At 56.3% G+C, this 21,135-nt stretch carries 20 protein-coding genes; 9 read left to right on the plus strand and 11 right to left on the minus strand.

The window, feature by feature from the left end; translation table 11 throughout:
- Window positions 1-128 precede the first annotated feature (128 nt).
- Window positions 129-1,562: an aldehyde dehydrogenase gene (locus BV390_RS22375; RefSeq protein ID WP_085397363.1), complete on the plus strand. Its 1,434-nt coding sequence runs from the start codon at window positions 129-131 to the stop codon at window positions 1,560-1,562.
- 247 nt (window positions 1,563-1,809) lie between these two features.
- Here BV390_RS22375 and BV390_RS22380 read toward each other — a convergent pair whose 3' ends face one another.
- Entirely contained in the window at window positions 1,810-2,595 is a 786-nt protein-coding gene (locus tag BV390_RS22380; protein WP_085397364.1) for an alpha/beta fold hydrolase, read from the minus strand.
- Window positions 2,596-2,666: 71 nt separating this feature from the next.
- A complete protein-coding gene (locus BV390_RS22385; protein WP_004861568.1) occupies window positions 2,667-2,840 on the minus strand; it encodes a GhoT/OrtT family toxin in 174 nt (57 codons plus the stop codon).
- A gap of 190 nt (window positions 2,841-3,030) precedes the next feature.
- On the opposite strand from BV390_RS22385, the gene yncL reads away from it, so the two are divergent.
- Window positions 3,031-3,126 carry a stress response membrane protein YncL gene (gene yncL, locus BV390_RS22390; RefSeq protein ID WP_064610873.1) on the plus strand — a complete coding sequence of 32 codons (96 nt, stop codon included), beginning with the start codon at window positions 3,031-3,033 and terminating at the stop codon, window positions 3,124-3,126.
- Window positions 3,127-3,175: 49 nt separating this feature from the next.
- Here the strand turns inward: yncL and BV390_RS22395 are convergent, their stop codons facing one another.
- Window positions 3,176-3,490 carry a hypothetical protein gene (locus tag BV390_RS22395; RefSeq protein WP_369804350.1) on the minus strand — a complete coding sequence of 105 codons (315 nt, stop codon included), beginning with the start codon at window positions 3,488-3,490 and terminating at the stop codon, window positions 3,176-3,178.
- Window positions 3,491-4,078: 588 nt separating this feature from the next.
- On the opposite strand from BV390_RS22395, the gene BV390_RS30830 reads away from it, so the two are divergent.
- Complete coding sequence (locus tag BV390_RS30830) at window positions 4,079-4,201, plus strand: small membrane protein (RefSeq protein ID WP_086816685.1); 123 nt, start codon at window positions 4,079-4,081, stop codon at window positions 4,199-4,201.
- Between the two features lie 529 nt (window positions 4,202-4,730).
- On the opposite strand, the gene BV390_RS22400 is transcribed toward BV390_RS30830, so the two are convergent.
- Both BV390_RS22400 and BV390_RS22405 read right to left on the minus strand, forming a co-directional pair.
- A complete protein-coding gene (locus tag BV390_RS22400; RefSeq protein WP_032687879.1) occupies window positions 4,731-4,904 on the minus strand; it encodes a GnsA/GnsB family addiction module toxin in 174 nt (57 codons plus the stop codon).
- Window positions 4,905-5,022: 118 nt separating this feature from the next.
- Entirely contained in the window at window positions 5,023-5,214 is a 192-nt protein-coding gene (locus BV390_RS22405) for a hypothetical protein (protein WP_206098731.1), read from the minus strand.
- Between the two features lie 266 nt (window positions 5,215-5,480).
- Between BV390_RS22405 and BV390_RS22410 the strand changes: the two genes are divergently transcribed.
- Window positions 5,481-5,876, plus strand: a complete 396-nt coding sequence (locus BV390_RS22410; RefSeq protein WP_032699977.1) for a hypothetical protein — start codon at window positions 5,481-5,483, stop codon at window positions 5,874-5,876.
- 1,031 nt (window positions 5,877-6,907) lie between these two features.
- Here BV390_RS22410 and patD read toward each other — a convergent pair.
- The 6 genes from patD to BV390_RS22445 all read right to left on the minus strand — a co-directional run bounded on the left by patD (window position 6,908) and on the right by BV390_RS22445 (window position 13,975).
- On the minus strand, window positions 6,908-8,332 hold the full coding sequence (patD, locus tag BV390_RS22420) for an aminobutyraldehyde dehydrogenase (RefSeq protein ID WP_032687881.1): 1,425 nt from the start codon (window positions 8,330-8,332) through the stop codon (window positions 6,908-6,910).
- A 22-nt stretch (window positions 8,333-8,354) separates the two neighbouring features.
- Window positions 8,355-9,161, minus strand: coding sequence for an ABC transporter permease (locus BV390_RS22425; protein ID WP_032687882.1), 807 nt, complete (start codon window positions 9,159-9,161; stop codon window positions 8,355-8,357).
- Window positions 9,151-10,080 carry an ABC transporter permease gene (locus BV390_RS22430; protein ID WP_085397366.1) on the minus strand — a complete coding sequence of 310 codons (930 nt, stop codon included), beginning with the start codon at window positions 10,078-10,080 and terminating at the stop codon, window positions 9,151-9,153. Before BV390_RS22430 ends, BV390_RS22425 begins: the two co-directional genes overlap by 11 nt.
- Window position 10,081: 1 nt before the next feature.
- The gene (locus tag BV390_RS22435; RefSeq protein WP_032687884.1) at window positions 10,082-11,095 is read right to left on the minus strand and encodes an ABC transporter ATP-binding protein; all 1,014 of its coding nucleotides are present in this window, start codon (window positions 11,093-11,095) and stop codon (window positions 10,082-10,084) included.
- Window positions 11,096-11,112: 17 nt separating this feature from the next.
- The gene (gene ydcS, locus BV390_RS22440) at window positions 11,113-12,258 is read right to left on the minus strand and encodes a putative ABC transporter substrate-binding protein YdcS (RefSeq protein WP_032699980.1); all 1,146 of its coding nucleotides are present in this window, start codon (window positions 12,256-12,258) and stop codon (window positions 11,113-11,115) included.
- A gap of 304 nt (window positions 12,259-12,562) precedes the next feature.
- Window positions 12,563-13,975 (minus strand): aminotransferase-like domain-containing protein, encoded by a 1,413-nt coding sequence (locus tag BV390_RS22445; RefSeq protein ID WP_032687886.1) that lies wholly within the window; start codon window positions 13,973-13,975, stop codon window positions 12,563-12,565.
- A 329-nt stretch (window positions 13,976-14,304) separates the two neighbouring features.
- On the opposite strand from BV390_RS22445, the gene BV390_RS22450 reads away from it, so the two are divergent.
- The 5 genes from BV390_RS22450 to BV390_RS22470 are packed head-to-tail and all read left to right on the plus strand — an operon-like array spanning window position 14,305 to window position 21,128.
- On the plus strand, window positions 14,305-15,780 hold the full coding sequence (locus BV390_RS22450) for an MFS transporter (RefSeq protein WP_085397367.1): 1,476 nt from the start codon (window positions 14,305-14,307) through the stop codon (window positions 15,778-15,780).
- Complete coding sequence (locus BV390_RS22455) at window positions 15,777-17,306, plus strand: FGGY family carbohydrate kinase (protein WP_032696287.1); 1,530 nt, start codon at window positions 15,777-15,779, stop codon at window positions 17,304-17,306. The genes BV390_RS22450 and BV390_RS22455 overlap by 4 nt, the downstream gene beginning before the upstream one ends.
- A gap of 8 nt (window positions 17,307-17,314) precedes the next feature.
- Window positions 17,315-18,994 (plus strand): glycerol-3-phosphate dehydrogenase/oxidase, encoded by a 1,680-nt coding sequence (locus BV390_RS22460; protein ID WP_085397368.1) that lies wholly within the window; start codon window positions 17,315-17,317, stop codon window positions 18,992-18,994.
- Complete coding sequence (locus tag BV390_RS22465; RefSeq protein WP_032687891.1) at window positions 18,991-20,553, plus strand: FAD-binding oxidoreductase; 1,563 nt, start codon at window positions 18,991-18,993, stop codon at window positions 20,551-20,553. The genes BV390_RS22460 and BV390_RS22465 overlap by 4 nt, the downstream gene beginning before the upstream one ends.
- On the plus strand, window positions 20,550-21,128 hold the full coding sequence (locus BV390_RS22470; RefSeq protein ID WP_032687892.1) for a glycerol-3-phosphate responsive antiterminator: 579 nt from the start codon (window positions 20,550-20,552) through the stop codon (window positions 21,126-21,128). Before BV390_RS22465 ends, BV390_RS22470 begins: the two co-directional genes overlap by 4 nt.
- The last annotated feature ends 7 nt before the right edge of the window (window positions 21,129-21,135 follow it).

Consider the following 21,135-nt stretch of genomic DNA (forward strand, 5'->3'; position numbering starts at 1 on the left):
CTGCTGAAGTTGTGAACTGCCTATAAAACCCGAAAAAAAACGTGCGATAACCGCCCTGCCTGCTCCACGCGGTCTCGTCGCCCGATACACTCGGAAAACCGCAGAACGCCGCACAACGAGGTTTTCCCATGACAATAACCTGCAACTTATATACCCAAGGCCAGTGGCATGATGCTGAAGGCCAGGCCACCTTTACCCGTGCCAATCCGCTCAGCGAACAGCCCGCGTCCATCGCATCGGCGGCAAGCCTGGCCGATGCCCGACGCAGCGTCGAAGCCGCCGCTGCCGCCTTCCCGCAATGGCGCGATACGCCCCCCGCCGAACGTCGTCGCCTGCTGCTGGAGGCGGCGGAGCAAATGCAGCATCGTGAAGCAAAATTCATCGCCGCCATGTCAGCTGAGACGGGCGCGACGGCGCACTGGGCGGGTTTTAACGTTCATCTTGCCGCCGACATTTTGCGTGAGGCCGCCGCCCTCACCACCCAGATCGAAGGGCAGATTATTCCGTCGAATGTACCGGGCAATCTGGCCATGGCCGTGCGTCAGGGGGCTGGGGTGGTACTGGGGATGGCGCCGTGGAATGCGCCGCTGATCCTCGCCACGCGCGCGGTTGCGACACCGTTAGCCTGCGGGAATACGGTGATCCTGAAAGGGGCGGAGATGTCGCCCGCCAGTCAGGCGCTGATTATTGATGCGCTGGCTGCGGCGGGATTACCGGACGGTGTCGTGAACTATCTCACCTGCGCGCCGGCGGATGCGCCCGCGCTGGTGGAGTCGCTTATCGCCCATCCGGCAGTGCGCCGCGTCAACTTTACCGGCTCCACGCCGGTCGGACGCATTATCGCCCGCACCTGCGGACAGCACCTGAAACCGGCAGTGCTTGAACTGGGCGGCAAAGCGGCGCTGCTGGTCCTCGACGATGCCGATCTCGAACAAGCGGCGGCCGGCGCCCTCTTTGGCGCATTCGCTAACGCCGGGCAGATCTGTATGTCGACCGAGCGCATTATCGTCGACCAATCAATAGCCGACGCCTTTATCGCTCTGCTCAGTCGCCGCGCGGCAACCTTGCCCGCCGGGCTGATGGGGCCGGTTGTCGATATGAAGACCGTCACACGCTGCAATGAATTGATTGACGACGCGCTGGCCAAAGGGGCCCGGCTGTTAACCGGTGGTAAAGCCGACACCACCCAGATGCGCGCCACCCTGCTTGATGGAGTGACCCGCAGCATGCGGATATGGCAGGAGGAATCCTTTGGCCCGGTAAAAGCCATTATCCGGGTGCAGGGTGAGCAGGAAGCGCTGACGGTAGCCAACGAAAGCGAATACGGGCTCTCCTCGGCGGTATACAGTCGCGACACCGCCCGGGCGTGGAATGTAGCCCAGAGATTGCAAACCGGCATTTGCCACATTAATGGCCCCACCGTGCACGATGAAGCGCAAATGCCGTTTGGCGGCTGCAAAGCTTCCGGCTACGGACGCTTCGGCGGCCGCGCAGCTATTGCCGAGTTTACCGAACTACGCTGGATAACGCTGCAGACCAGTCCGCGCGAACTGCCGTTTTAACCCCCGGTTCTGCCGGTTAGCCCGTTCTCCTAACCGGTTTAAACCGCGCCAGTGAGCAGCCGTTGTGCGGAAGGCTGACCGCGGAACGGTCGCAATGCCATTGCGACCGCACGCCACGGCGAAAGGTTGCGGGTCCCTAACCAGCGCATCTCCTGCCAACCGGGCAGAAAAGTCGTTCCCGCTGAACGCCAGCGTCTACGCACGCCACGGCTGGCGGTTCCGGCCTCCGCGCGGTCGGGCAAACTAATCACCCCGGCGATATTTCGCCGTCCGCCTGAGCACGGCTGAAGAATTGCGCCATACAATCGGCCAGGGCAACGGGATTCTCCCAGGCCATAGAGTGGCCCGCATCCGGCACCACCAGCAGCGGAATACCGGCGGCGACAACATCGTCAGCCTCCTGAGCAGGAAGCGACAGTTCACCATAAATCAGCGCCTTGCGGCAGGATAATTGCTGAAAGCGCGCGAACCAGGACGGCGACACCCCATCAACCAGGCTGCTGGCCCCTCGCCATACCGCCCAGGGTGCGCTGTTTTGCAGACACCCGGCCCAGGGAGAGGTTTCCGCTGCCAGCAGATCGGCAAAGCCGCGCGCCACAAACCCGGCTTCCGGTTGGGCGGCGATAGCCCGACTGTACATGCCACCACCGGCATAAAGATTGGGTTCGGAGACCAGCAGAGCCTGGACCCGGTGGCCCAGAAGCTCAGCCGCTTCAATAGCAATACTGCCGCCCATGCTGTGCCCGAACAGTGAGCAGCGAGTCAGTTGCAGACTGTCAAGCAGCTCCACAACAACCCGCGCCTGTTCAGCGGTGCCGTAACCAAAGGATCCAGGCTTGTCGCTATAGCCAAAGCCTGGCAGGTCGATCAGCAGGGCCCGCTGACCGGAAAAAGCCGGATCGGTCACCACGCCTGGATAATCATAAGAGGATGCACAACCCAACCCGTGAATAAAGACCACCGGGTCGCCGTGCCCTGGGAAATCAAACCAGCGCACGGTCGCGCCAGCGAATGAGGAAAAATAGCTCTTCATAAGGTTACCCCGCCAACAGTTACTGTATTTTTATACAGTAACATTATGACGGTTGCCATCGCTTTATGCTGTCAGAATAACGAGACCAGAAGCGCCATCGGAAAGCTAAACGGCCAGGTGGCGCCAATCAACAGTGCGGCCAGCAGGCGAATCAACCGGCTTTCTTTTGTCAGAAACCAGCTAATGATCGCACAAATACATCCCATAACTGCATAAAAAACCAGCATTTTCTGGTATAAGGTCATTCTTCTTCCTTCCCTGATAAGCCTCATTATGATACGGAGATGAGCGGCACCAGGAGTGCGACACAGTCCGCAAAATCACACAATGAATAGCGCGCTTAATCAGCGGAAAACAGCCAATTCATCCTTGTCTGATAGCACTTCCTTTCGCCTCGTACTATACCTGTAGAGGCTTACTCATAAAGGTGGCGTTATGGATGTTTCCAGCAAAACCGTAATTCTGATTAATGTCGGCGTAGCTTTCGCGCTTATCAGCCTGTTATCTGTTCGTTTTGGTTGGTTTTACTGATTTTATTCAGCAAAGAAACCTAAAAAAGCAGCCTCTGCGGGCTGCTTTTTTACGCTTTAATCGCGACGGTTTTATCCGCGCGGGTCTGAGCCTGAAGCTCGGCATTAGCCTTTATATATTCAGGGTTATAGTCAGGCAGCAGATTAATTTTTTCATTATCCCATTCAGCCGCTGCGCAGATGGACTCGCTGACCCCCTGCTGTTCACAAAGGCTAATACGCCGGGCAGGTAAATTGCCATACACCATTGCCGTGGCGCAGGCCACTGACAGAAAAAAAGCTATTTTTTTCAAAACAAGATCAACGTCAAAGTAACAAATTATGACAAATGTTCGCATGAGCCTGCCTGTAAAGTCAAACCTCAAACATCCTTTTACCCCCTGGCCGCCGCGGCCGGACAGTGTTTTTTAACATTTGATCTACACAATGTAGTAGAACAAGTAGTAGAACAAAATGTAGTGGAACCCAAAGAGGCCTCTGTCGATCCCCTTTCATTCTCCAGCGTCCATCTCTGCAGCTTACTGGACAATATGAACAATTTGTCCTCATTGCCTCCATGAAAGTAATCTGCTCAGGTGAAATTAACAGGGAATAACTGTCTGATGTCTTACATGACGTCGCGAAAGGTTCGACGAATAATAAAAATAGTGTATAAGAACAAACCTAAAAAACATCATAAATCATACGGTAAATTAATGAAGGATAATAAAAAAAACTCCGGAAATTGACTAAAAATGCGGAAGAACTTACACAATCCGCTCAAGAAAACCAGTAAACAAAACACCACAACACACTGTTTTATAACAAATAAACAAATCAACCCTCTATTTTAGATACTGACTGACAATGCACTTATCAGTAAATATCATTTGCGTTCTCATCTTTTAGAAATTACATTCTTAATTGCATATTTTGACCTTTTTTGCTTTTACTCATTTATTTTGGGGTGGTACATGTCTGGAATTATTGTGCTTATTGTGGCACTGCTATTGCTGGTAATTGCAGCGTATAATCTGGTTTCTTACATTCGCGATCGTCGCCAGTCTGGTTTACCGACAAAAAAATCAAAGCGATAGCTCGACGCGCGCGTGACAACATCCTGCGGATACGCCAGAAAACATTTTACTCACTGCGACTTCATGCGTGACAAATAACACCACAGTTCATACGGGAAATAGAACATTCCGGCATCTCTACGTCCCTCTCTTACCAATTGTGCCGACGTTACAGCCACCAACAAAAAACCCCTGTATTCAATACAGGGGTTTTATTGTGGATTGCCACAGCGACGGAAATGTTATCTGATGAGTTTTCTGTCTGTCCGCGCTGAAAGGCAGATTACACGCCCCACCCGGCGCTTATCTCCGGCACTCATTGGCTTAGCTCTTGAAGGGGCATAAGAATCCTCTCATATTTCACTGCTTCTGTTTTAGCAATAACTGCCATTGTGACTATTAGCAAGCTAATGCACGCAGAGAGTGACTATCCCGGCCGTAACAAGCTCGCGATCGCCCAGGCACCGCCTCATACTTATAGCCGGCCCCTGAAGGTTGCCCCATCCGCAGCAGCAGGCATAAAAAAGGCCGCCCCGGCGACCTTTATCTTTCACATCAGCTTGATCCTGACGTCGTATCCGTCAAGACCCGACATGGTTTCGTGAGCAACAAACTCAATTTCAGAGACTTCTTGCCCCGTTTTCTTGCGCAGTTCTGCAACCTTTTTGCTAATCAGCGCCGAGATCTCTTCTTCAGCTTTACGAGTCAGCTCTTCGCTTTTCATTGGTCAACTCTCCTTGAATTTCACGATGTCGTTTAGCGTAAGGGTTGTCCCGCGTTAGCCGAAAGCCAACCCTAATCCATTATAAACAATAGGTTATCTTCATTGAAGCTGTTTTTTGTCATCGGTTGTTAGTGATATCGAGCCCCGTATCACAACGCCATTTTTTAAGCATAGTACGCCCACCCTGCAGAGGAAAGAACATGGCGATCAGACCGTTTTTCCGCTTGAAGAGCCTCCCGGAGTTGCCCAGGTCTTTGGTATAGATTGTCTCTTCTGCATCGGTAAAATTGCCTGCGGCATAGGCGCTCATGTGCCAGCCCTCTAGTGCTATTGATGCAAATTGCTGCCATGTCGTGTCAATTCGACGCACTCCCTGCCGAATACTATTCCACGCCATCAGATACCGCCTACAGAACGGCGATGTATTGCGATAAACAGGGATACTGAGAGCCATTTCCCGGCTTTGCTACTGTATTTTCTTTAACTGCACGCGAAAATAGGCAATATTTAACAGCAGATCGGCGGAGAGTATTTCATCAGCCCCCTTCAGATTGTCACTATAAGGAAGAATGAATAATGGCGAGGACTTATTATCTCGGTTGTGTTCTGCTGCTGGCCTCCTCATCCGCCAGTGCGGGATGCTGGGTTATTGAAAACTTGCGGGGTTCTGGCGCCTATGAGTACAACCAATTTGCCATTAAAAACGATGGTTTCGCCGAGAAAGTAGTGGTGGTAAATATTGATAAAAAATCCCCTTCCGTGACCGACAGCATCATGAACTACACCGTGTTAAGCCCAACGGCCATGACCGGAACCTATGCCACGGAGCTGGGGCTGACTATCCAGACATGGCAAATTTCCACCGATGAGACCAAAGCGATGATGACGATTAACCGAACCAACAAAAATAACGTCTTACAGGATGCCGTCGCATCTTTTATCGGCGATGTTAAAGCCAGATGTGACCATTAATCTCTCCTGTTGCTGCGCTCCTTGGACAATTCAGGCAGCCATAGCGCGGCGACGATCTCCGAACGGCACCTTCGCCGTTCACGGTTCAGCGGCTTCCCCATCATGGCGGCAACAGACATTCGGCTTCTGTCGGCATTTAATGTTTTATCATCATGGTCTCTCACCTCCGTTTATCGCTGGGTGCGGTGTGTTATAACTAAGTACCCCCGGAAAGCAGGGCCACGGAAAAGTCTAAAACATAACTTTGGAGAGTGTTGACAGGTGCACGCGATAAGAAAGTTCAGTCTGATTTGGTGTATTAGTTTAACCGGTTGTGTTGTCGCCGATATGGATTCAAGTAACTATGACTATTTTCCATATGTTCAGACGTTCCAGAATCCGCAGACGATGGGCCATACTAACGTGCAAAAACGCCGAAATGATTTGTACGAGTGCGGCGTGGACAGAAAGTTTTCGCTCAATTCATGGGATAACAAATTCATTCGTAACGGTGTGCCGCCCGGTGAAACAATAGCAGAGCACGACGCCAGAACTAAAAAAATCGAGGACTGTATGAAGTCAAAAGGATATGTACTTCTGGATTTCTCGGAATGCGGACCACGAAAAAAACCGAGCGGTTTGTGTAATTAGCGCTGGTTCGATAAAGTCAGGCCCCGGACTGGATTAACAACCACGCCCCTGATGGTGTGGATTATGAGCCCGTCACCAGCTCAGGTCATTGTCTGGCGGAAGATGGAGGCGTCGCTCCCCTACCATTACCAGCGCCAGCGGGTTCAAACACCGGAAAGCGCATGAGTCTCGACATGCATTTGCATGCCGGGCAATAAACGCCGGGGCAAACCCACGTTTTATCACCTACCAGTACACCTCTGCACAAATGGTTTTCAGCGTTTACGGGAAAGGGATGTGCGCCCAAAATGGCGATCAGATTGCCCTGTTGAACAGTCATGCTGACCTCAATGTCCCACAAATGCCCCATAAAAAAGTGGCTGGAATATAAAAACAATTTATTACAGCCACTTAACATCACATCAATGCTTTATCATCACATGACGCACGACGGTGTAGTCTTCCAGGCCGTACATCGACATATCCTTACCATAGCCGGAAAGTTTCTGCCCACCGTGCGGCATCTCGCTGACCAGCATAAAGTGCGTATTGACCCAGGTACAGCCGTACTGCAGACGCGCGCTCAGACGATGAGCCCTGCCCACATCGCGAGTCCATACCGACGAAGCCAGGCCGTACTGCGAGTCGTTGGCCCATGCCAGCACCTGATCTTCATCGCTGAACGACGTCACGCTGACCACCGGGCCAAACACCTCACGCTGAACAATATCATCCTCTTGCTTTGCGCCAGCCAGCAGCGTCGGCTGATAGAAATATCCCTTGCCAGCCACCTGACTTCCTCCGGTCACCACCTGGATATGCGGTAACGCGCGTGCAGCTTCAACCGCTGCGCTGACCCGCTCCAGATGCGCCTGCGAACTCAGCGGCCCCAGTTCAGTGGCGGGATCGTCCGGCTGGCCAATTTTCAGCGTGGCCACGGCCGCGCCCAGTTTCTCCACCAGCCGATCGTAGATCCCCTGCTGGGCGTAAATGCGACAGGCAGCGGTACAATCCTGCCCGGCATTATAAAAACCGAAGGTTCTCACCCCTTCCACCACGGCATCGATATCCGCATCGTCAAACACGATCACCGGCGCTTTGCCGCCCAGTTCCATATGCGTGCGTTTTATCGATGAAGCCGTATGGCCGATAATATGGGCGCCGGTGGCAATCGACCCGGTGAGCGACACCATGCGCACTTTCGGATGGCCGGTCAGCGGATCGCCCACGGTTTTACCTCGACCAAACAGCACGTTCAGCACGCCGGCAGGGAGAATCTCTCTGGCCAGCTCAGCCAGCTTCAGCGCCGTCAGCGGCGTAATCTCTGACGGCTTGATGACCACGCAGTTGCCGGCCGCCAGCGCCGGCGCCAGCTTCCACGCCGCCATCATTAACGGATAGTTCCACGGCGCGATAGAGGCCACCACGCCAACCGGATCCCGGCGAATCATCGAGGTGTGCCCCTCCAGGTATTCGCCCGCCGCCATGCCCGGCAGACAGCGTACCGCGCCGGCAAAGAAGCGGAACACATCGGCGACGGCAGGCAGCTCATCGTTCATCACGCAGTGCAGCGGTTTACCGCAGTTTAAGGATTCCAGCTTCGCCAGCGCTTCAGCGTGGTCGGTAATCGCCTCCGCCAGCTTTAACAGAGAGTCCGCGCGGGTTTTCGGCGTCGTCTGGCTCCAGCTGACAAAAGCCCGATCCGCTGCCTCAACCGCCGCGTTGACCTGGGCCTCCGTGGCTTCCGCAATCTCCAGAATGACCTCACCATTAGCAGGATTGAATACTGGCACCATTTCGCCTTCACCCGCCACTAACTCACCGTTAATCAAAAGGTTATGTTGCATAGCATTATCCTGTAGAAATAAATTATTTACTGTTTTCAGCGCTCATGTCGCTATCACGGGTAAGCCACCAGGCACCCAAAATGGGTATCGTCGTCACCAGCATCACCAGCAACGCGACCACGTTGGTCACCGGTACATCGCGCGGGCGCCCCAGCTGATTCAACAACCACAGCGGCAAGGTCCGCTCATGTCCGGCGGTAAATGTCGTAACGATAATTTCATCAAACGATAACGCGAACGCCAGCATTCCTCCCGCCAGCAGCGCCGATCCCAGATTCGGCAGCACCACATAGCGAAAGGTCTGCCAGCCCGTTGCGCCTAAATCCATTGATGCCTCCACCAGACTCCACGACGTCCGGCGAAAACGGGCGATGACATTATTGAACACCACCACCACGCAAAACGTGGCATGCCCCACGACGATAGTGAGCAGGCCAGGTTCCAGATTAATCGCCTTAAAGGCCGTCAACAGCGCAAGTCCGGTAATAATCCCCGGCAGCGCGATCGGCAACAGCAGCAGTAACGACACGGCATTTTTGCCAAAAAACGTACTGCGCCATAATGCGCCTGCAGCCAACGTGCCAAGTACCAGCGCAATCGCCGTCGACATCGCGGCGATTTTAAGTGACAACGTCACGGCTTCGATAATATCGCTGCGCCCTGCCGCCTCGCTGAACCAGCGGAGCGTCAGCCCCTGAGGTGGAAAGCTAAAGGCGGCATCTTCGGTATTGAACGCATACAGCGCGATAATCAGCAGCGGAAAATGGAGGAAAATCACTCCGCCCCAGGTGGCGACTTTGAGGAACAGCGGTGCCCGTTCAGAGTGCATCGAACGCTCCCAGGCGCTTCACGAACGCCAGATAGAGGGCAATCAGCACAATCGGTACCAGGGTAAATGCGGCTGCCATCGGCATGTTGCCGATCGCCCCCTGCTGGGAATAGACCATATTGCCAATAAAGAAGCCGGGCGGCCCCACCAGCTGCGGAACGATAAAGTCCCCCAGCGTCAGGGAGAAGGTAAAAATCGATCCGGCGGCAATGCCAGGGATCGCCAGCGGCAGAACCACGTGGCGGAACGTCTGCCGCGGGCGGGCGCCAAGATCGGCGGAAGCCTGAAGCAGCGAAGGCGGCAAGCGTTCCAGCGCCGCCTGTACCGGCAGGATCATAAACGGCAGCCAGATATAGACGAACACCAGAAAACGGCCGAGGCCTGAGGTCGACAGCGTATTTCCGCCGACCGCCGGAATCATCAGTACCAGGTTCAACACCTCCTCCAGCCCGAGATGCCCGAGAAACCATTGCGCCACGCCATCTTTCGCCAGCAGTAACGTCCAGGCGTAGGCCTTCACGATATAGCTCGCCCACATGGGCAGCATGACGGCAATATAGAAGAATGCTTTCATTTTGCCGCGGGTATAGCGAGCCATATACCACGACATCGGCAAAGCCAGCACCGCGCTGGCAATCGTCACCGACAGCGCCATCACCAGCGTGCGGACAATGATGTCGTAGTTCGCCGGATTAAACAGCGCTTTAAGGTTAGCGAGCGTCAGATCCGTGGTGACCGACATGGTGAAATCATCAAAGGTATAGACGCTTTGCCACAGTAAAGTCAGCAGCGATCCCAGATAGACAATGCCGAACCACATTAACGGACCCAGCAGGAGTAAGAACAGGCCCAGCGATGGCCTGCGCCAGAAGAGTCCGGACAGACGCCCGGACGGCGCGCGTGGAATGACCATCGTCATCTCAGCCCCCTTGTTCCAAAGGCACCATCGCCGAACGTGACCACGAAGCCAGCACCGTTTGTCCGGTCTGCGGCGCGCTGGATGCCATCCCGCCATCGCTGTTCGCCTGGCTGACCAGCAGCTTGTCGCCATTCGCCAGCTTCAGTTCGATACGCGTTGCGGCCCCCTGGTACTGAACCGCCTGCACCACGCCCTGAACCTGCACTTCTCCGCCGCTGTTCAGGCGAATATGTTCCGGTCGCAGTGACCAGACCCCGCGCATCCCGCACAGGCGGGCGGCAAGATCGCTATCAAATACGTTAGCGGTACCGACGAAGCCGGCGACAAACGCGGTTTTGGGACGCAGATAGAGATCGTGCGGGGCATCGACCTGCTCGATACGCCCGTTATTAAAGACCGCCACCCGGTCGGACATCGACAGCGCTTCGCCCTGGTCGTGGGTGACGAAGATAAAGGTGATCCCCAGCGTCTGCTGGAGCTTTTTTAGTTCGACCTGCATCTGCTCGCGCAGCTTTAGGTCCAGCGCGCCGAGCGGCTCATCAAGCAGCAGCACCCGCGGTTCATTCACCAGCGCACGGGCAATCGCCACCCGCTGCCGCTGTCCGCCGGAGAGCTGTGACGGTTTGCGGGTGTGCACAAAGCCGAGGGCCACCTTTTCCAGCGCCTCCTGCGCGCGAAAATGGCGCTCCTTTTTACCGATGCCTTTGACCATCAGTCCGTAGGCAACGTTATCGAGGATCGACATATGCGGAAACAACGCATAGTCCTGAAAGACGGTATTCACGTCGCGCTGCCACGGCGGCAGCTCACTGGCCTTGTGCCCGTAAATTGAAATCGCCCCGCCGGAGAGCTGCTCAAATCCGGCGATCAGCCGCAGGCAGGTGGTTTTGCCGGAGCCGGACGGCCCCAGCATGGAGAAAAATTCGCCATCACGGATCCCCATGTTGACGCCGTCCACTGCGCGAACGTCACCATAGAAACGTGAGACGTTGTGAAACTCTACCGCGTACGTCATGTTCTGCCTCCGGCCGATTACCGGCCGCCCATAATCGCGATATAGTCCTGTGTCCAGCGGCTGTAAGGTACGTATTTACCCCCTTCGGCTACCGGCGTTTTCCAGAATGCAATTTTAGAGAACTCGTTGTAGCCATTGGTTTCGCAACCTTTGTCACCCAGTAGCGCGCTCGCCTTACAGCCTTGCGGTACCACCGGCAACGAGCCGAACCACGCCGCCACGTCGCCCTGTACCTTCGGCGTCAGCGACCAGTTCATCCATTTATAGGCGCACACCGGATGTCTGGCGTCGCTATGTAACATCGTGGTATCCGCCCAGCCGGTCACCCCCTCTTTCGGGAAGACGGTGGCAACCGGCTGGCCGTCGGCTTTTAAGCCGTTGGCCTGGTATGGCCACGCGCTCGAGGCCACCACGCCTTCGTTTTTGAAGTCGCTCATCTGAACGGTGGTGTCATGCCAGTAGCGGTGGATTAACCCATGCTGAGCGCGCAACACCTTCAGCACCGCCTGATACTGTGCTTCGGTCAACTGGTAGGGATCGGTGATACCCAGCTGCGGCTGGGTGGCTTTCACGAATAGCGCCGCATCGGCAATATAGATAGGCCCGTCGTAGGCCTGGACGCGCCCTTGATTACTTTTACCATCGGAGAGTTTTTGCTCGACAAAGACCACGTTCCAGCTATCTGGCGGCGTCGGGAATATTTTGGTGTTGTACATCAGCAGGTTTGGTCCCCACTGGTACGGGGTGCCGTAAACTTTACCGCCGACGTTAAACCAGGCGCCTTTTTCAACGCGGGGGTCGAGGGTAGACCAGTTGCTAATCAGGGCCGTATTAATGGGCTGCACCCGCTTGCCCATAATTAAGCGCAAGGAGGCGTCACCCGAGGCGGTGACCAGATCGTACCCTCCTTTCGCCATCAGGCTGACCATCTCATCGGAAGTGGCGGCCGTTTTCACATTCACCTGACATCCGCTCTCTTTTTCAAACTGGGTGACCCAGTCATAATTTTTATCCGTCTGGCCACGCTCGATATAGCCCGGCCAGGCGATAATATCGAGCCGGCCTTCTCCTTTATCCAGCGAAGCGGGCGGTTCAGCGGCCTGCGCGGTCAGGATCGCCATACCCAGCGCACAGAGGCTGCCACGGGCAATTTTTTTGCTCATCGGGTGTTACTCCTGTCACAATAAAATTAGCGGCAGCCGTGCCGTAAAAATATCTCCCTTAATAACCATAGACGGCGCACTTACGCCCCCCGGAGAAATTTATTCAGGTTGTGACAAGGGGCGCATTCCACAAAAATCGATGAATACCTGGCAACAATATGGATTATAGACAAGGAGTTAGAGGCAGGATACGACTATGCGTATTTCCTATGACCACGGCCGGTAAAATATTAACCGGCCGGGCTTGATAATAATATTTAGTTATTTCATCAGCGGCTGTTTAGCCGTATAAAAAATCAGATCTTCAGCTCAGCTGCTCACGAATAAGTTCGCCGAGTCGTTTAACCCCTTGTTCTTCTCTTTCTCCCCAGCCCCACGCGGTATTAAAGCGGAAAAAAGAGGTCCAGCTGGCGGTGGTAGAAAACATTTTCCCGGGGGCAATACTGATGTTATCGCGCAATGCCCTGGCGCTCAGCTCTCCGGCATCAGCCCCTTCCGGCAGTTCGAGCCACAAAAAGTAGCCGCTGTCGCTGTGATGGATTTTCACCTCGGCGGGCAGATGGCGCAGCAGCGCCTGCCAGGCCTGCTGTTTACGCTCAGCCAGCTGGCGACGCAGGCGGCGGAGATGGGCGTCATAGCGCCGGGTAGAGAGGTAATCGACCAGCGCCATCTGCATCGGCGAACTGGTGGAGAGCGTGCTCATTAACTGCAGCTGCTGAATACGTCGGGCATGTTTACCGGCCGCCACCCAGCCGATCCGAAAACCGGGCACCAGGCATTTTGAGAACGAACTGCAGTGCAGCGTCATCTCCTGCCGGTCCCAGAATTTGGCGGGGAGCGGTTTTTCGCGGCCAAAATAGAGTTCGCTGTAGACATCATCTTCAATCAGCACCACGTTATAGCGGGCCAGCAGATCCACCAGCTGCGCCTTTTTCGCCGCACTCAGCGTAAAGCCGAGCGGATTCTGTCCGTTGGTCATCAGCCAGCAGGCCTTAACCGGGTAACTCTGCAAGGCCTGCTCCAGCGCGGCTAAATCAATCCCCTCTTTGACATCCGTCGCCACCGACAGCGCTTTCAGCCGCAGCCTTTCCAGCGCCTGCAGCGCGCCGTAAAAACAGGGGTTTTCCACCACCACCCAGTCTCCCGGCTCCGTCACCGCCTGCAGGCTGAGATTCAGCGCTTCCAGGGCACCCGCGGTAATAACGATTTCGTCCGGCGAGATATTCATCCCCTGCAGCGCGTAGCGCCGGGCAATCGCGTGGCGCAGCTCATCATTGCCCGGCGGCAGATTCTCAATGACGCTCATGGCGGTCGCAGTTTTGCTCACCTGCGCCAGCGATCGATTAAGCTGCTGGAGCGGAAACAGCCGCGGGTCGGGAAATGCCGAGGCGAAGGGCAGCATCGAAGCCCGGCGGCTGGCCTGCAGCACCTCAAAAATGTAGGTGTTGATATCCACCGCTTCATCACGGGTCACCTGCGCAGGCGGTGGCGGCTGGCGGAGTCTGACCGGTTTTGGCGCCACGTAGTAGCCGGACTGCGGGCGGGCAATAATCCGGCCCTGACTTTCCAGCAGCTGGTAGGCATGGCTGACGGTCATAAAACTCATCCCGCTGCTAACTACCTGCTCGCGTAGCGAAGGCAGCCGATCGCCGGGTTGCCAGACGCCGAGCGCAATCTGTTCGGTCAACTGCTGCGCAAGCTGCTGATACTTTTTCATGAGGAGTCTCGCGGTTCAGGTTTGCGCCTATAGTATATCAGCAATGAAAAAATAGCCGTTTATAAAAACTGTTATAGCTCTGGTCGCGCCGATTTCTGGTCCTGACGCTATCGATACTGGCTATTTTTTAGATCTTATGCTTAACAAATGAGTTACATATCACAAATTGCACGTAAAACTTTCCCGGCGCTTTGACACCCGCCGTTCACCGCTCTAGAGTTCAGCCTACAGATTTTAGATTAGAGACTATCTGTCATTCATTAAGATGGTCTCTCATTGCCTTTCCTGTATGTAGCGGCCTTCTTTCGAATATTGCAAAGGGGACCGCTATGTCTGTTCATAAAAATACAAGCAAAAAAAATATTCGCGGCATTGACGATATAATTCAGTTTATCGATGCACAGCCGAATATTACAGGTAAAGCCGGCATTATCTGGTGGCTGGCACTCGGCGGGTTATTTTTAGACGCCTTCTCTAATTCAGCATTAAGCGCCGGGCTCAATCCGATGACCCGGGATTTACAGCTAAGCGCTACGGACGTGGCGATGCTGACCTCTTTTTCTTCATGGATTGCCATTATTTTTAATCCCGTCGGCGGCTGGATCGCCGACCGCTGGGGGCGGGTCACGCCGCTGATTGCGGCAAAAATATGTGCCGTTCTCGGTGCCCTTCTCGTCACTTTCTCCCATGATTTCAATTTGATACTTACCGGCCGATTCTTTGTGGGCATAGCCTACGGCATGGATTTCGCGGTGGCGATGGCGCTGCTCGCGGAGTTTACCCCGGCGCGCTTTAAAAGCCGGCTCAATACCTGGCAAGGAGTCTGGTATGTCGCCGTCTGCTTAAATCTGGTACTGGCGTTGTTATTTTATTCATGGCAGGTCGGCGATACTATCTGGCGCTATTCGGTGGCCGCAACCGCGCTTTGCGGAATAATCATTTGGCTGCTGCAAATACGTTATCTGGTTGAAAGTCCGGTGTGGTTAGCGCGTAAATCGCGCCTGCCTGATGCGGTCACAGCGATGCAAAAAATATATGGCGATCGTTTTATTCTCGCCCCCACCAGCGAACAAAAACCGATAATTGGCCAGGCGCAAAAAGGGATTAAAAACGTTTTGCTTATTTTTCGCGGTGTCTATTTACCTCGTACAATTCTGGCATCGACGGTACAGATCTGTCAGTCGATTCAATATTTCGGCGTGGGCTGGTATCTCCCGGTCATCAGCGCCAGTCTGTTCGGTAAAAACTTTGTCTACGCAACGCTTGGTTCACTATTTTTTAACATATTCGGTATTGTCGGCGGTTTTCTGTCACCGGAGATCGGTCGTCGTCTCGGTCTGCGCCGCTCCTCCGCTATCGGCTTCGCCATCGCTTTTCTGGTCCTGCTCACTCTCGGTTTGTTCAGCGACGGCATGCCGCTGTGGGTATCGCTGATGGTACCGGCTCTGTTTATTCTGTTTCATTCCGGCGGTCCGGGCGCCAACGGTAAGAGTCTGTCTTCTCTCTCCTTTCGCAGCGAATTACGCGCCGGAGCCAACGGCATCGTCGGCGCGTTAGGGGCGATTGGCGCTGCCATCGGTCTGTTTGTTTTCCCCATCTTTCGTGAAATGTACGGGCTACAGTCGACCTTTTTGATCATGTCGGCCGTCCCGCTTTGCGCCAGCATCGTCTGCTTCGTTATCTCCTGGGATCCGACGCGCACCACGATCCAACCGGATAACGAACCTGGCGCGCCGCAATTTTTACCCCCATCCCATCCCCCCCTGCAGCCTGTCGCGCAGGAAACAGGCCGAGGCACAAAATGAATGCACCGCAAAACGTTATTCTGTCGATTGATGAAGGTACTTCCGGCACCCGCGCGGCGGTCGTCGGTCAGGACGGACAGGTTCACTGTCTGGAATATCACCCGCTTCGAGTCATCAGCCCACGTCACGGCGTGGTGGAACAAGATGCCAACGAGATCCTGACTATGACGCTGGCGGTATGTCGCAAGACCATCGCCAAGGCGCAAAGCCGCAACATGCGCATTCAGGCACTGGCTATCGCCACCCAGCGCTCCACCGCCGTACTCTGGGATCGCGAGAGCGGCCAGGCGCTGGTACCGGCGATGGTCTGGCAAGATGCTCGCTATGCCCGGACACTGGCGGACAAAGCCGGCGAATGGGACCAACCGTTGCTGAATCACACCGGCCGTCCGGTGGGGATTCGCTCGCCGTACCTGTGGGCCGCCCGCCATATTGCCGACACCCCGGCGATCGCAGCGGCGCACCGGGCCGGACGCCTGATGTTTGGGACCATCGATAGCTGGCTGCTCTGGCATCTCACCGAGGAGCGGCGCTGTCTGTCCACGCCGACCAATGCCACCTCGGCCGGCGCCTATCAGCTACGGGATCACCGTTACTACGCCCCGTGGCTGGCAGAGCTGGCCTTCCCGAGCGGACTGTTACCCACTCTGGTCGATGATGGGGAGATACTCGGCACCACGCAAAAATCGTTGCTCGGCATCGCCGTGCCGGTACTGGCCTGCATGGGCGATCAGTTTGCCGGCGCCGTCGGTCTGGGCTGCATCGCGCGCGGTCAATCCTTGTGTATGCACGGCACCGGCAGTTTTGTCGATCTGCTGGTTGGCGACCAGCTCCCGGCACTGCACGAGGCCGGTGAAAGCACGCTGGTGATGACCGCCAGACGCCAGCATGGGAAATCCCACTATTCCGTCGAAACCTTCGTCCCCACCAGCGGATCCGCCCTTAACTGGGTATGTGAAAATCTGGGTTGGTTCGACACCCCGGAGCAGATCAGCGATCTGGCAGCGCAAACCGCCAGCGCTGGCGGCGTAAGCTTTATTCCGGCGCTAACCGGGCTTCGGGTTCCGGTGCTGCAACCGCAGGCCCGCGCCTCGCTCAACGGTATTTCCATCTCCAGCACCCGCGCGCAGATAGCCCGGGCGATTCTCGAAGGCATCGCCCATTCGGTGGCCGCCTGCATTCGCGCCAACGAACAGGCCACCGGCCTCAGCGTCAGTGAACTGGTGGTGGGTGGTGGAATGTCCAACAGCGACACCCTGATGCAAATTCAGGCCGATCTGAGCGGCATTCCGGTTCTCAGAATGGCCGAAACGGCGCGCGCCAGCCTGCGAGGAGCCGCGTTTCTCGCCGGTTCCGGCGGTCTGCTCTGGGACTCATTACACGCGGCCTGTCAGACCGTGCAGGTCGCCCGTCGATTTATGCCATCCATAGATGGTGAATGCCGCCGGCAGCAGCGAACCCTCTGGGAGAGCCGTATCGCCCAGGAGCTGGCTACGGCCGCCACCCCATCCCATAATCAGGAGTAAAGGCGTTGATGAAGTTTTTTCCGTCCCGTAAAGCCAACAAAGCGCGCAGCGAGATGTTCGACACCGCTCCGCTGCGCCTGCAGCGCGAAGAACAGCTGGACCGGCTGGCCAGCGATACCTTTGATATTTTGATCGTCGGCGGCGGCGTCACCGGTGCCTACACCGCGCTGGACGCCAGCCTGCGTGGCTATCGCGTGGCGCTGGTGGAAAAGAACGACTTTGCCTCCGGCACCTCGTCCAAATCATCAAAAATGGTCCACGGCGGCCTGCGCTATATCGAACAGGGGAATTTAGGGCTGGTGCGCCACTCGCTGCTTGAGCGTCAGCGTCTGCGCCGCAATGCCCGCCATCTGGTTCAGCGCCTGCCGTTTATGTTTCCGGTGCTGGATAAAAACGGCATTTTCGACAAACGCATGGCCTCCGCCTTTGAGAGCCTGCTGTGGACTTACGATCTGGCCGGCGGCTGGCGAGAAGGCATTCTGCACCAGAAACTCACGCCGGCGGAGGTGCTCTCCCACTGCCCGACGCTTAATGAAGAACAGCTTTCCGGCGGATTTATGTACTTTGACGCCAGAGTCGATGACGCCAGGCTGACGCTGGCCCTGGTACGCACCGCCGCATTTCACGGGGCGACGGTGGTGAACCATGCTCAGGTGATCGCCACGACCCGCGATGGTCATGGCAAAGTGAACGGCGTGCGGATCCTGGCCGACGAGCATGAGCTCGCGGTCAAAGCCCGGGTGGTGATTATGGCCACCGGCGTGTGGCTGCGCGACTGGGACGGGCAGAAAAAAGGCGCCTCGTCGGCACTACAAATCCGTCCGGCAAAAGGCGTCCATGTCGCGATTCCGTGGCTTAAAATTCGCAATGACTGCACGGTCACCATCCCCGTCGCCGGGCGCAAACGCCGCGCTACCATTACCCGCTGGGGCAATGTCTCCTATCTGGGTACCACCGATGAAGATTATGACGGTGACCTGGACGATGTGTGCTGCACCCGGGAAGAGCTGGATTTTCTGCTGGATGGTGCCAATTCCGCGCTCAAAACCCAGCTCACCGCGCAGGATGTGGTGGGCAGTATTGCCGGTTGCCGCCCGCTGATAGGCAGCCCCGGCGGAAAAACCGTGGAACTGAAGCGCAATCACGAAATTAACGTCGCGCCGGACGGCCTGATTACGATTGTCGGCGGCAAACTGACAACATCCCGGCATATGGCGGAGCAGACCGTCGATACGGCCGCGAAACTGCTGGGACGCAAACGCGCCTGCTCCACCAAAAACGCCTTTTTACTTGGGGCCGCTGGCTACGATCCGCAGGCAATTCTCGCTTCCGGCGGGCTCTCTGCCCATCTCGGTGAGCGTTATGGCGCCGAAGCCCATTTTGTCAGCGACCTCATCCACGCCAACCCGGGGTTAGACACGCCGATTATTGCCGGTCTGCCTTACACCGAAGCCGAAGTGGTTTACGCCATTCGCCATGAGCTGGCCGGCAGCGTCGACGACATTTTGTCACGTCGCTTACGCGCCCGGCTGATGGCGCGGGATGCCTCGGCCGTCGCCGCCGACCGCGTCGGCGAACTCTTACAGCAGGAACTCAACCTGGCCCCGGCAGTCGTTGCGCAGCAAATTGCCGCCTACCGGGCCGCCGTTAAACATGAAAAATCCATCCTTATGGGGAGCGCAGAATGATCAGTAAAGAAGCGATTAAGCGTGGTTATAACCGCGGCAATTATCTTGTCGGCGTCCACACGCCACCGGGCTGGGCCGCACAAAGTCAGGTCGAGGGCCGCGGGCACAGCCTGCAACGTGACCCTGTCACTGTGAGTGAAAGCATTGTTGACCAGCTGCGTAGCGTAGCTAACGAGGTGCTCACCGCCCGTCATGATGTCTTGAACTGGACCCGCGACTGGTGGGCTGGCTCGATGATCGCCGAGACCGATGGCAACCCGGCGACCCCAATTGCGGTTATCGTCCGCGTCTCCCGCGTCGAGCAGGTTCAGGAGGTGGTCAGAATCGCCCATCGCCACCATCTGCCGCTAACGGTTTCCGCCGGACGCAGCAACGTTACCGGCGCCGCGTTGCCGGTGCGCGGCGGCATTGTGCTCGACGTCTGTGACCTCAACCAACTGCTGACGTTTGACCCGGACAGCCAGATTGTTGAGGTAGAAGCCGGGATGTTTGGCGATATCTTCGAACAAACCATTCAGCAGGAGTACGGCATGACGATGGGCCACTGGCCCTCCTCGTTTGGCATCAGCACGGTGGGCGGATGGGTCGCCTGTCGCGGCGCCGGTCAACTGTCGACCCGCTACGGGAAAATTGAAGATATGGTCTACGGCATGGATGTGGTGCTGGCTGATGGACGCTTAATTACCGTCGGCGGTGCGCCGCGCAGCGCCACCGGACCGGACATTCAGCAGCTGTTTATCGGCTCTGAGGGGACGCTGGGCGTCATTGTGCGCGTACGCCTGAAACTGCATCGCCTGCCGGAGTATGGCCGCGCCATCGCCTGGGGTTTCACCAGCTTTGCCGACGGCCTCGAAGCCTGCCGGCAGATCCTCCAGCACGGCGCAACCCCCGCTGCCCTGCGGCTGTACGATAACCTCGAAAGCGGCGTGCAGTTCTCCTTACCGGATACCAACGTTCTGTTGATTGCCGATGAGGGCGAAAAGGAGCTGGTAGACGCGGTGATGGCCATCTCGGCGCGCGTCTGTGAGCAATGCCAGGGACAGCCGCTGGAGAGCGATCCGATATTTGAGCGCTGGCTGGATACCCGCTATCTCACCGGGAAAAGCGCCGAAGGGTTTGCCCGCAGCCCAGGCCTGGTGGCCGATACCCTGGAGATGGTTGGCCGCTGGCGAGATCTGGCCACTCTCTATGAGGAGGTCGTCGCCGCCATTAACGCCGTCCCGGGTACCCTCGCCGGCTCCGCCCATCAGTCTCACGCCTATGTCGACGGCGCCTGTCTGTACTTTTCGCTGCGCGGAGATGTTGCCGTGAAGGAGCGAGCGGCCTGGTATCGCGCTGCCTGGGACGCGGCAAACGCGGTGCTGATTCGCCATAACGCGTCTCTCAGCCATCATCATGGCGTAGGTTTATTACGTTCGCCCTATATGCAGGCCGCCTTAGGCGAAACGCTGAATGTGATGGCGGAGATCAAAGCTGCACTCGATCCACACCGTATTCTCAATCCGGGGAAACTGGGGTTGAGCGATGAATACGTTTCGCGCCCGGCAGGTCAACAATGATCAAAAACCTCGGCACGCAGCTGGCGTGCCACCCGATGATTATGGCGATCTACGGCATCGACCAGTTAAAAGTGGCGCTCACCAGTCGGGCGCAGGTCTGCATTATTGCCAATATCGATCTGATTAAACTCCAGCCGGTGATTACCCTGCTGGCCAAGGCAGACAAGTATGTGATCGTCAATATCGACAGCTGCAACGGCTTGTCGCAGGATAAAGGCGGGATCGACTATATTGCCGAAACCGGCGCCATGGGGCTGCTCTCTACGCGCCTGCAGACCGTGCAGCGGGCAAAAAAAAGCGGACTGGTAACGATGCAAAAGATCTTTGTCACCGATCGTTCGACCTGGCTTCGCAGCCTGCATGCGCTGGAGCAGAGCGAGCCCGATTACGTGCAGCTGATGCCGGCCCCGATGCTCGCCATGTTGCCGCAGGCCGATCGCCAGCGCCTGCCGCCCATTGTCGCATCCGGGTTTGTCAGTAATGAAGCGCAAATCCGCGCGGCGCTTGCCAGCGGCGCGACGGCGGTCTCCAGCAGCGATAGTGCGCTGTGGAATCTGCCCCTTTCAACGAAATAACGCGGAG

The sequence above is a fragment of the Klebsiella sp. YJ genome, from assembly GCF_002108615.1.
Classification (GTDB): Bacteria; Pseudomonadota; Gammaproteobacteria; order Enterobacterales; family Enterobacteriaceae; genus Klebsiella; species Klebsiella planticola.

Bases quoted from the DNA above. Each gene is read 5' to 3' on its own strand.
- BV390_RS22405 (WP_206098731.1), bottom strand. From the start codon at position 5,214: ATGAGCGCCTATGCCGCAGGCAATTTTACCGATGCAGAAGAGACAATC.
- BV390_RS22375 (WP_085397363.1), top strand. From the start codon at position 129: ATGACAATAACCTGCAACTTATATACCCAAGGCCAGTGGCATGATGCT.
- BV390_RS22465 (WP_032687891.1), top strand. From the start codon at position 18,991: ATGATCAGTAAAGAAGCGATTAAGCGTGGTTATAACCGCGGCAATTAT.
- BV390_RS22450 (WP_085397367.1), top strand. From the start codon at position 14,305: ATGTCTGTTCATAAAAATACAAGCAAAAAAAATATTCGCGGCATTGAC.
- BV390_RS22380 (WP_085397364.1), bottom strand. From the start codon at position 2,595: ATGAAGAGCTATTTTTCCTCATTCGCTGGCGCGACCGTGCGCTGGTTT.
- BV390_RS22425 (WP_032687882.1), bottom strand. From the start codon at position 9,161: ATGCACTCTGAACGGGCACCGCTGTTCCTCAAAGTCGCCACCTGGGGC.
- BV390_RS22385 (WP_004861568.1), bottom strand. From the start codon at position 2,840: ATGACCTTATACCAGAAAATGCTGGTTTTTTATGCAGTTATGGGATGT.
- yncL (WP_064610873.1), top strand. From the start codon at position 3,031: ATGGATGTTTCCAGCAAAACCGTAATTCTGATTAATGTCGGCGTAGCT.
- patD (WP_032687881.1), bottom strand. From the start codon at position 8,332: ATGCAACATAACCTTTTGATTAACGGTGAGTTAGTGGCGGGTGAAGGC.
- BV390_RS30830 (WP_086816685.1), top strand. From the start codon at position 4,079: ATGTCTGGAATTATTGTGCTTATTGTGGCACTGCTATTGCTGGTAATT.
- BV390_RS22430 (WP_085397366.1), bottom strand. From the start codon at position 10,080: ATGACGATGGTCATTCCACGCGCGCCGTCCGGGCGTCTGTCCGGACTC.
- BV390_RS22435 (WP_032687884.1), bottom strand. From the start codon at position 11,095: ATGACGTACGCGGTAGAGTTTCACAACGTCTCACGTTTCTATGGTGAC.
- BV390_RS22445 (WP_032687886.1), bottom strand. From the start codon at position 13,975: ATGAAAAAGTATCAGCAGCTTGCGCAGCAGTTGACCGAACAGATTGCG.
- ydcS (WP_032699980.1), bottom strand. From the start codon at position 12,258: ATGAGCAAAAAAATTGCCCGTGGCAGCCTCTGTGCGCTGGGTATGGCG.
- BV390_RS22460 (WP_085397368.1), top strand. From the start codon at position 17,315: ATGAAGTTTTTTCCGTCCCGTAAAGCCAACAAAGCGCGCAGCGAGATG.
- BV390_RS22470 (WP_032687892.1), top strand. From the start codon at position 20,550: ATGATCAAAAACCTCGGCACGCAGCTGGCGTGCCACCCGATGATTATG.
- BV390_RS22400 (WP_032687879.1), bottom strand. From the start codon at position 4,904: ATGAAAAGCGAAGAGCTGACTCGTAAAGCTGAAGAAGAGATCTCGGCG.
- BV390_RS22455 (WP_032696287.1), top strand. From the start codon at position 15,777: ATGAATGCACCGCAAAACGTTATTCTGTCGATTGATGAAGGTACTTCC.
- BV390_RS22410 (WP_032699977.1), top strand. From the start codon at position 5,481: ATGGCGAGGACTTATTATCTCGGTTGTGTTCTGCTGCTGGCCTCCTCA.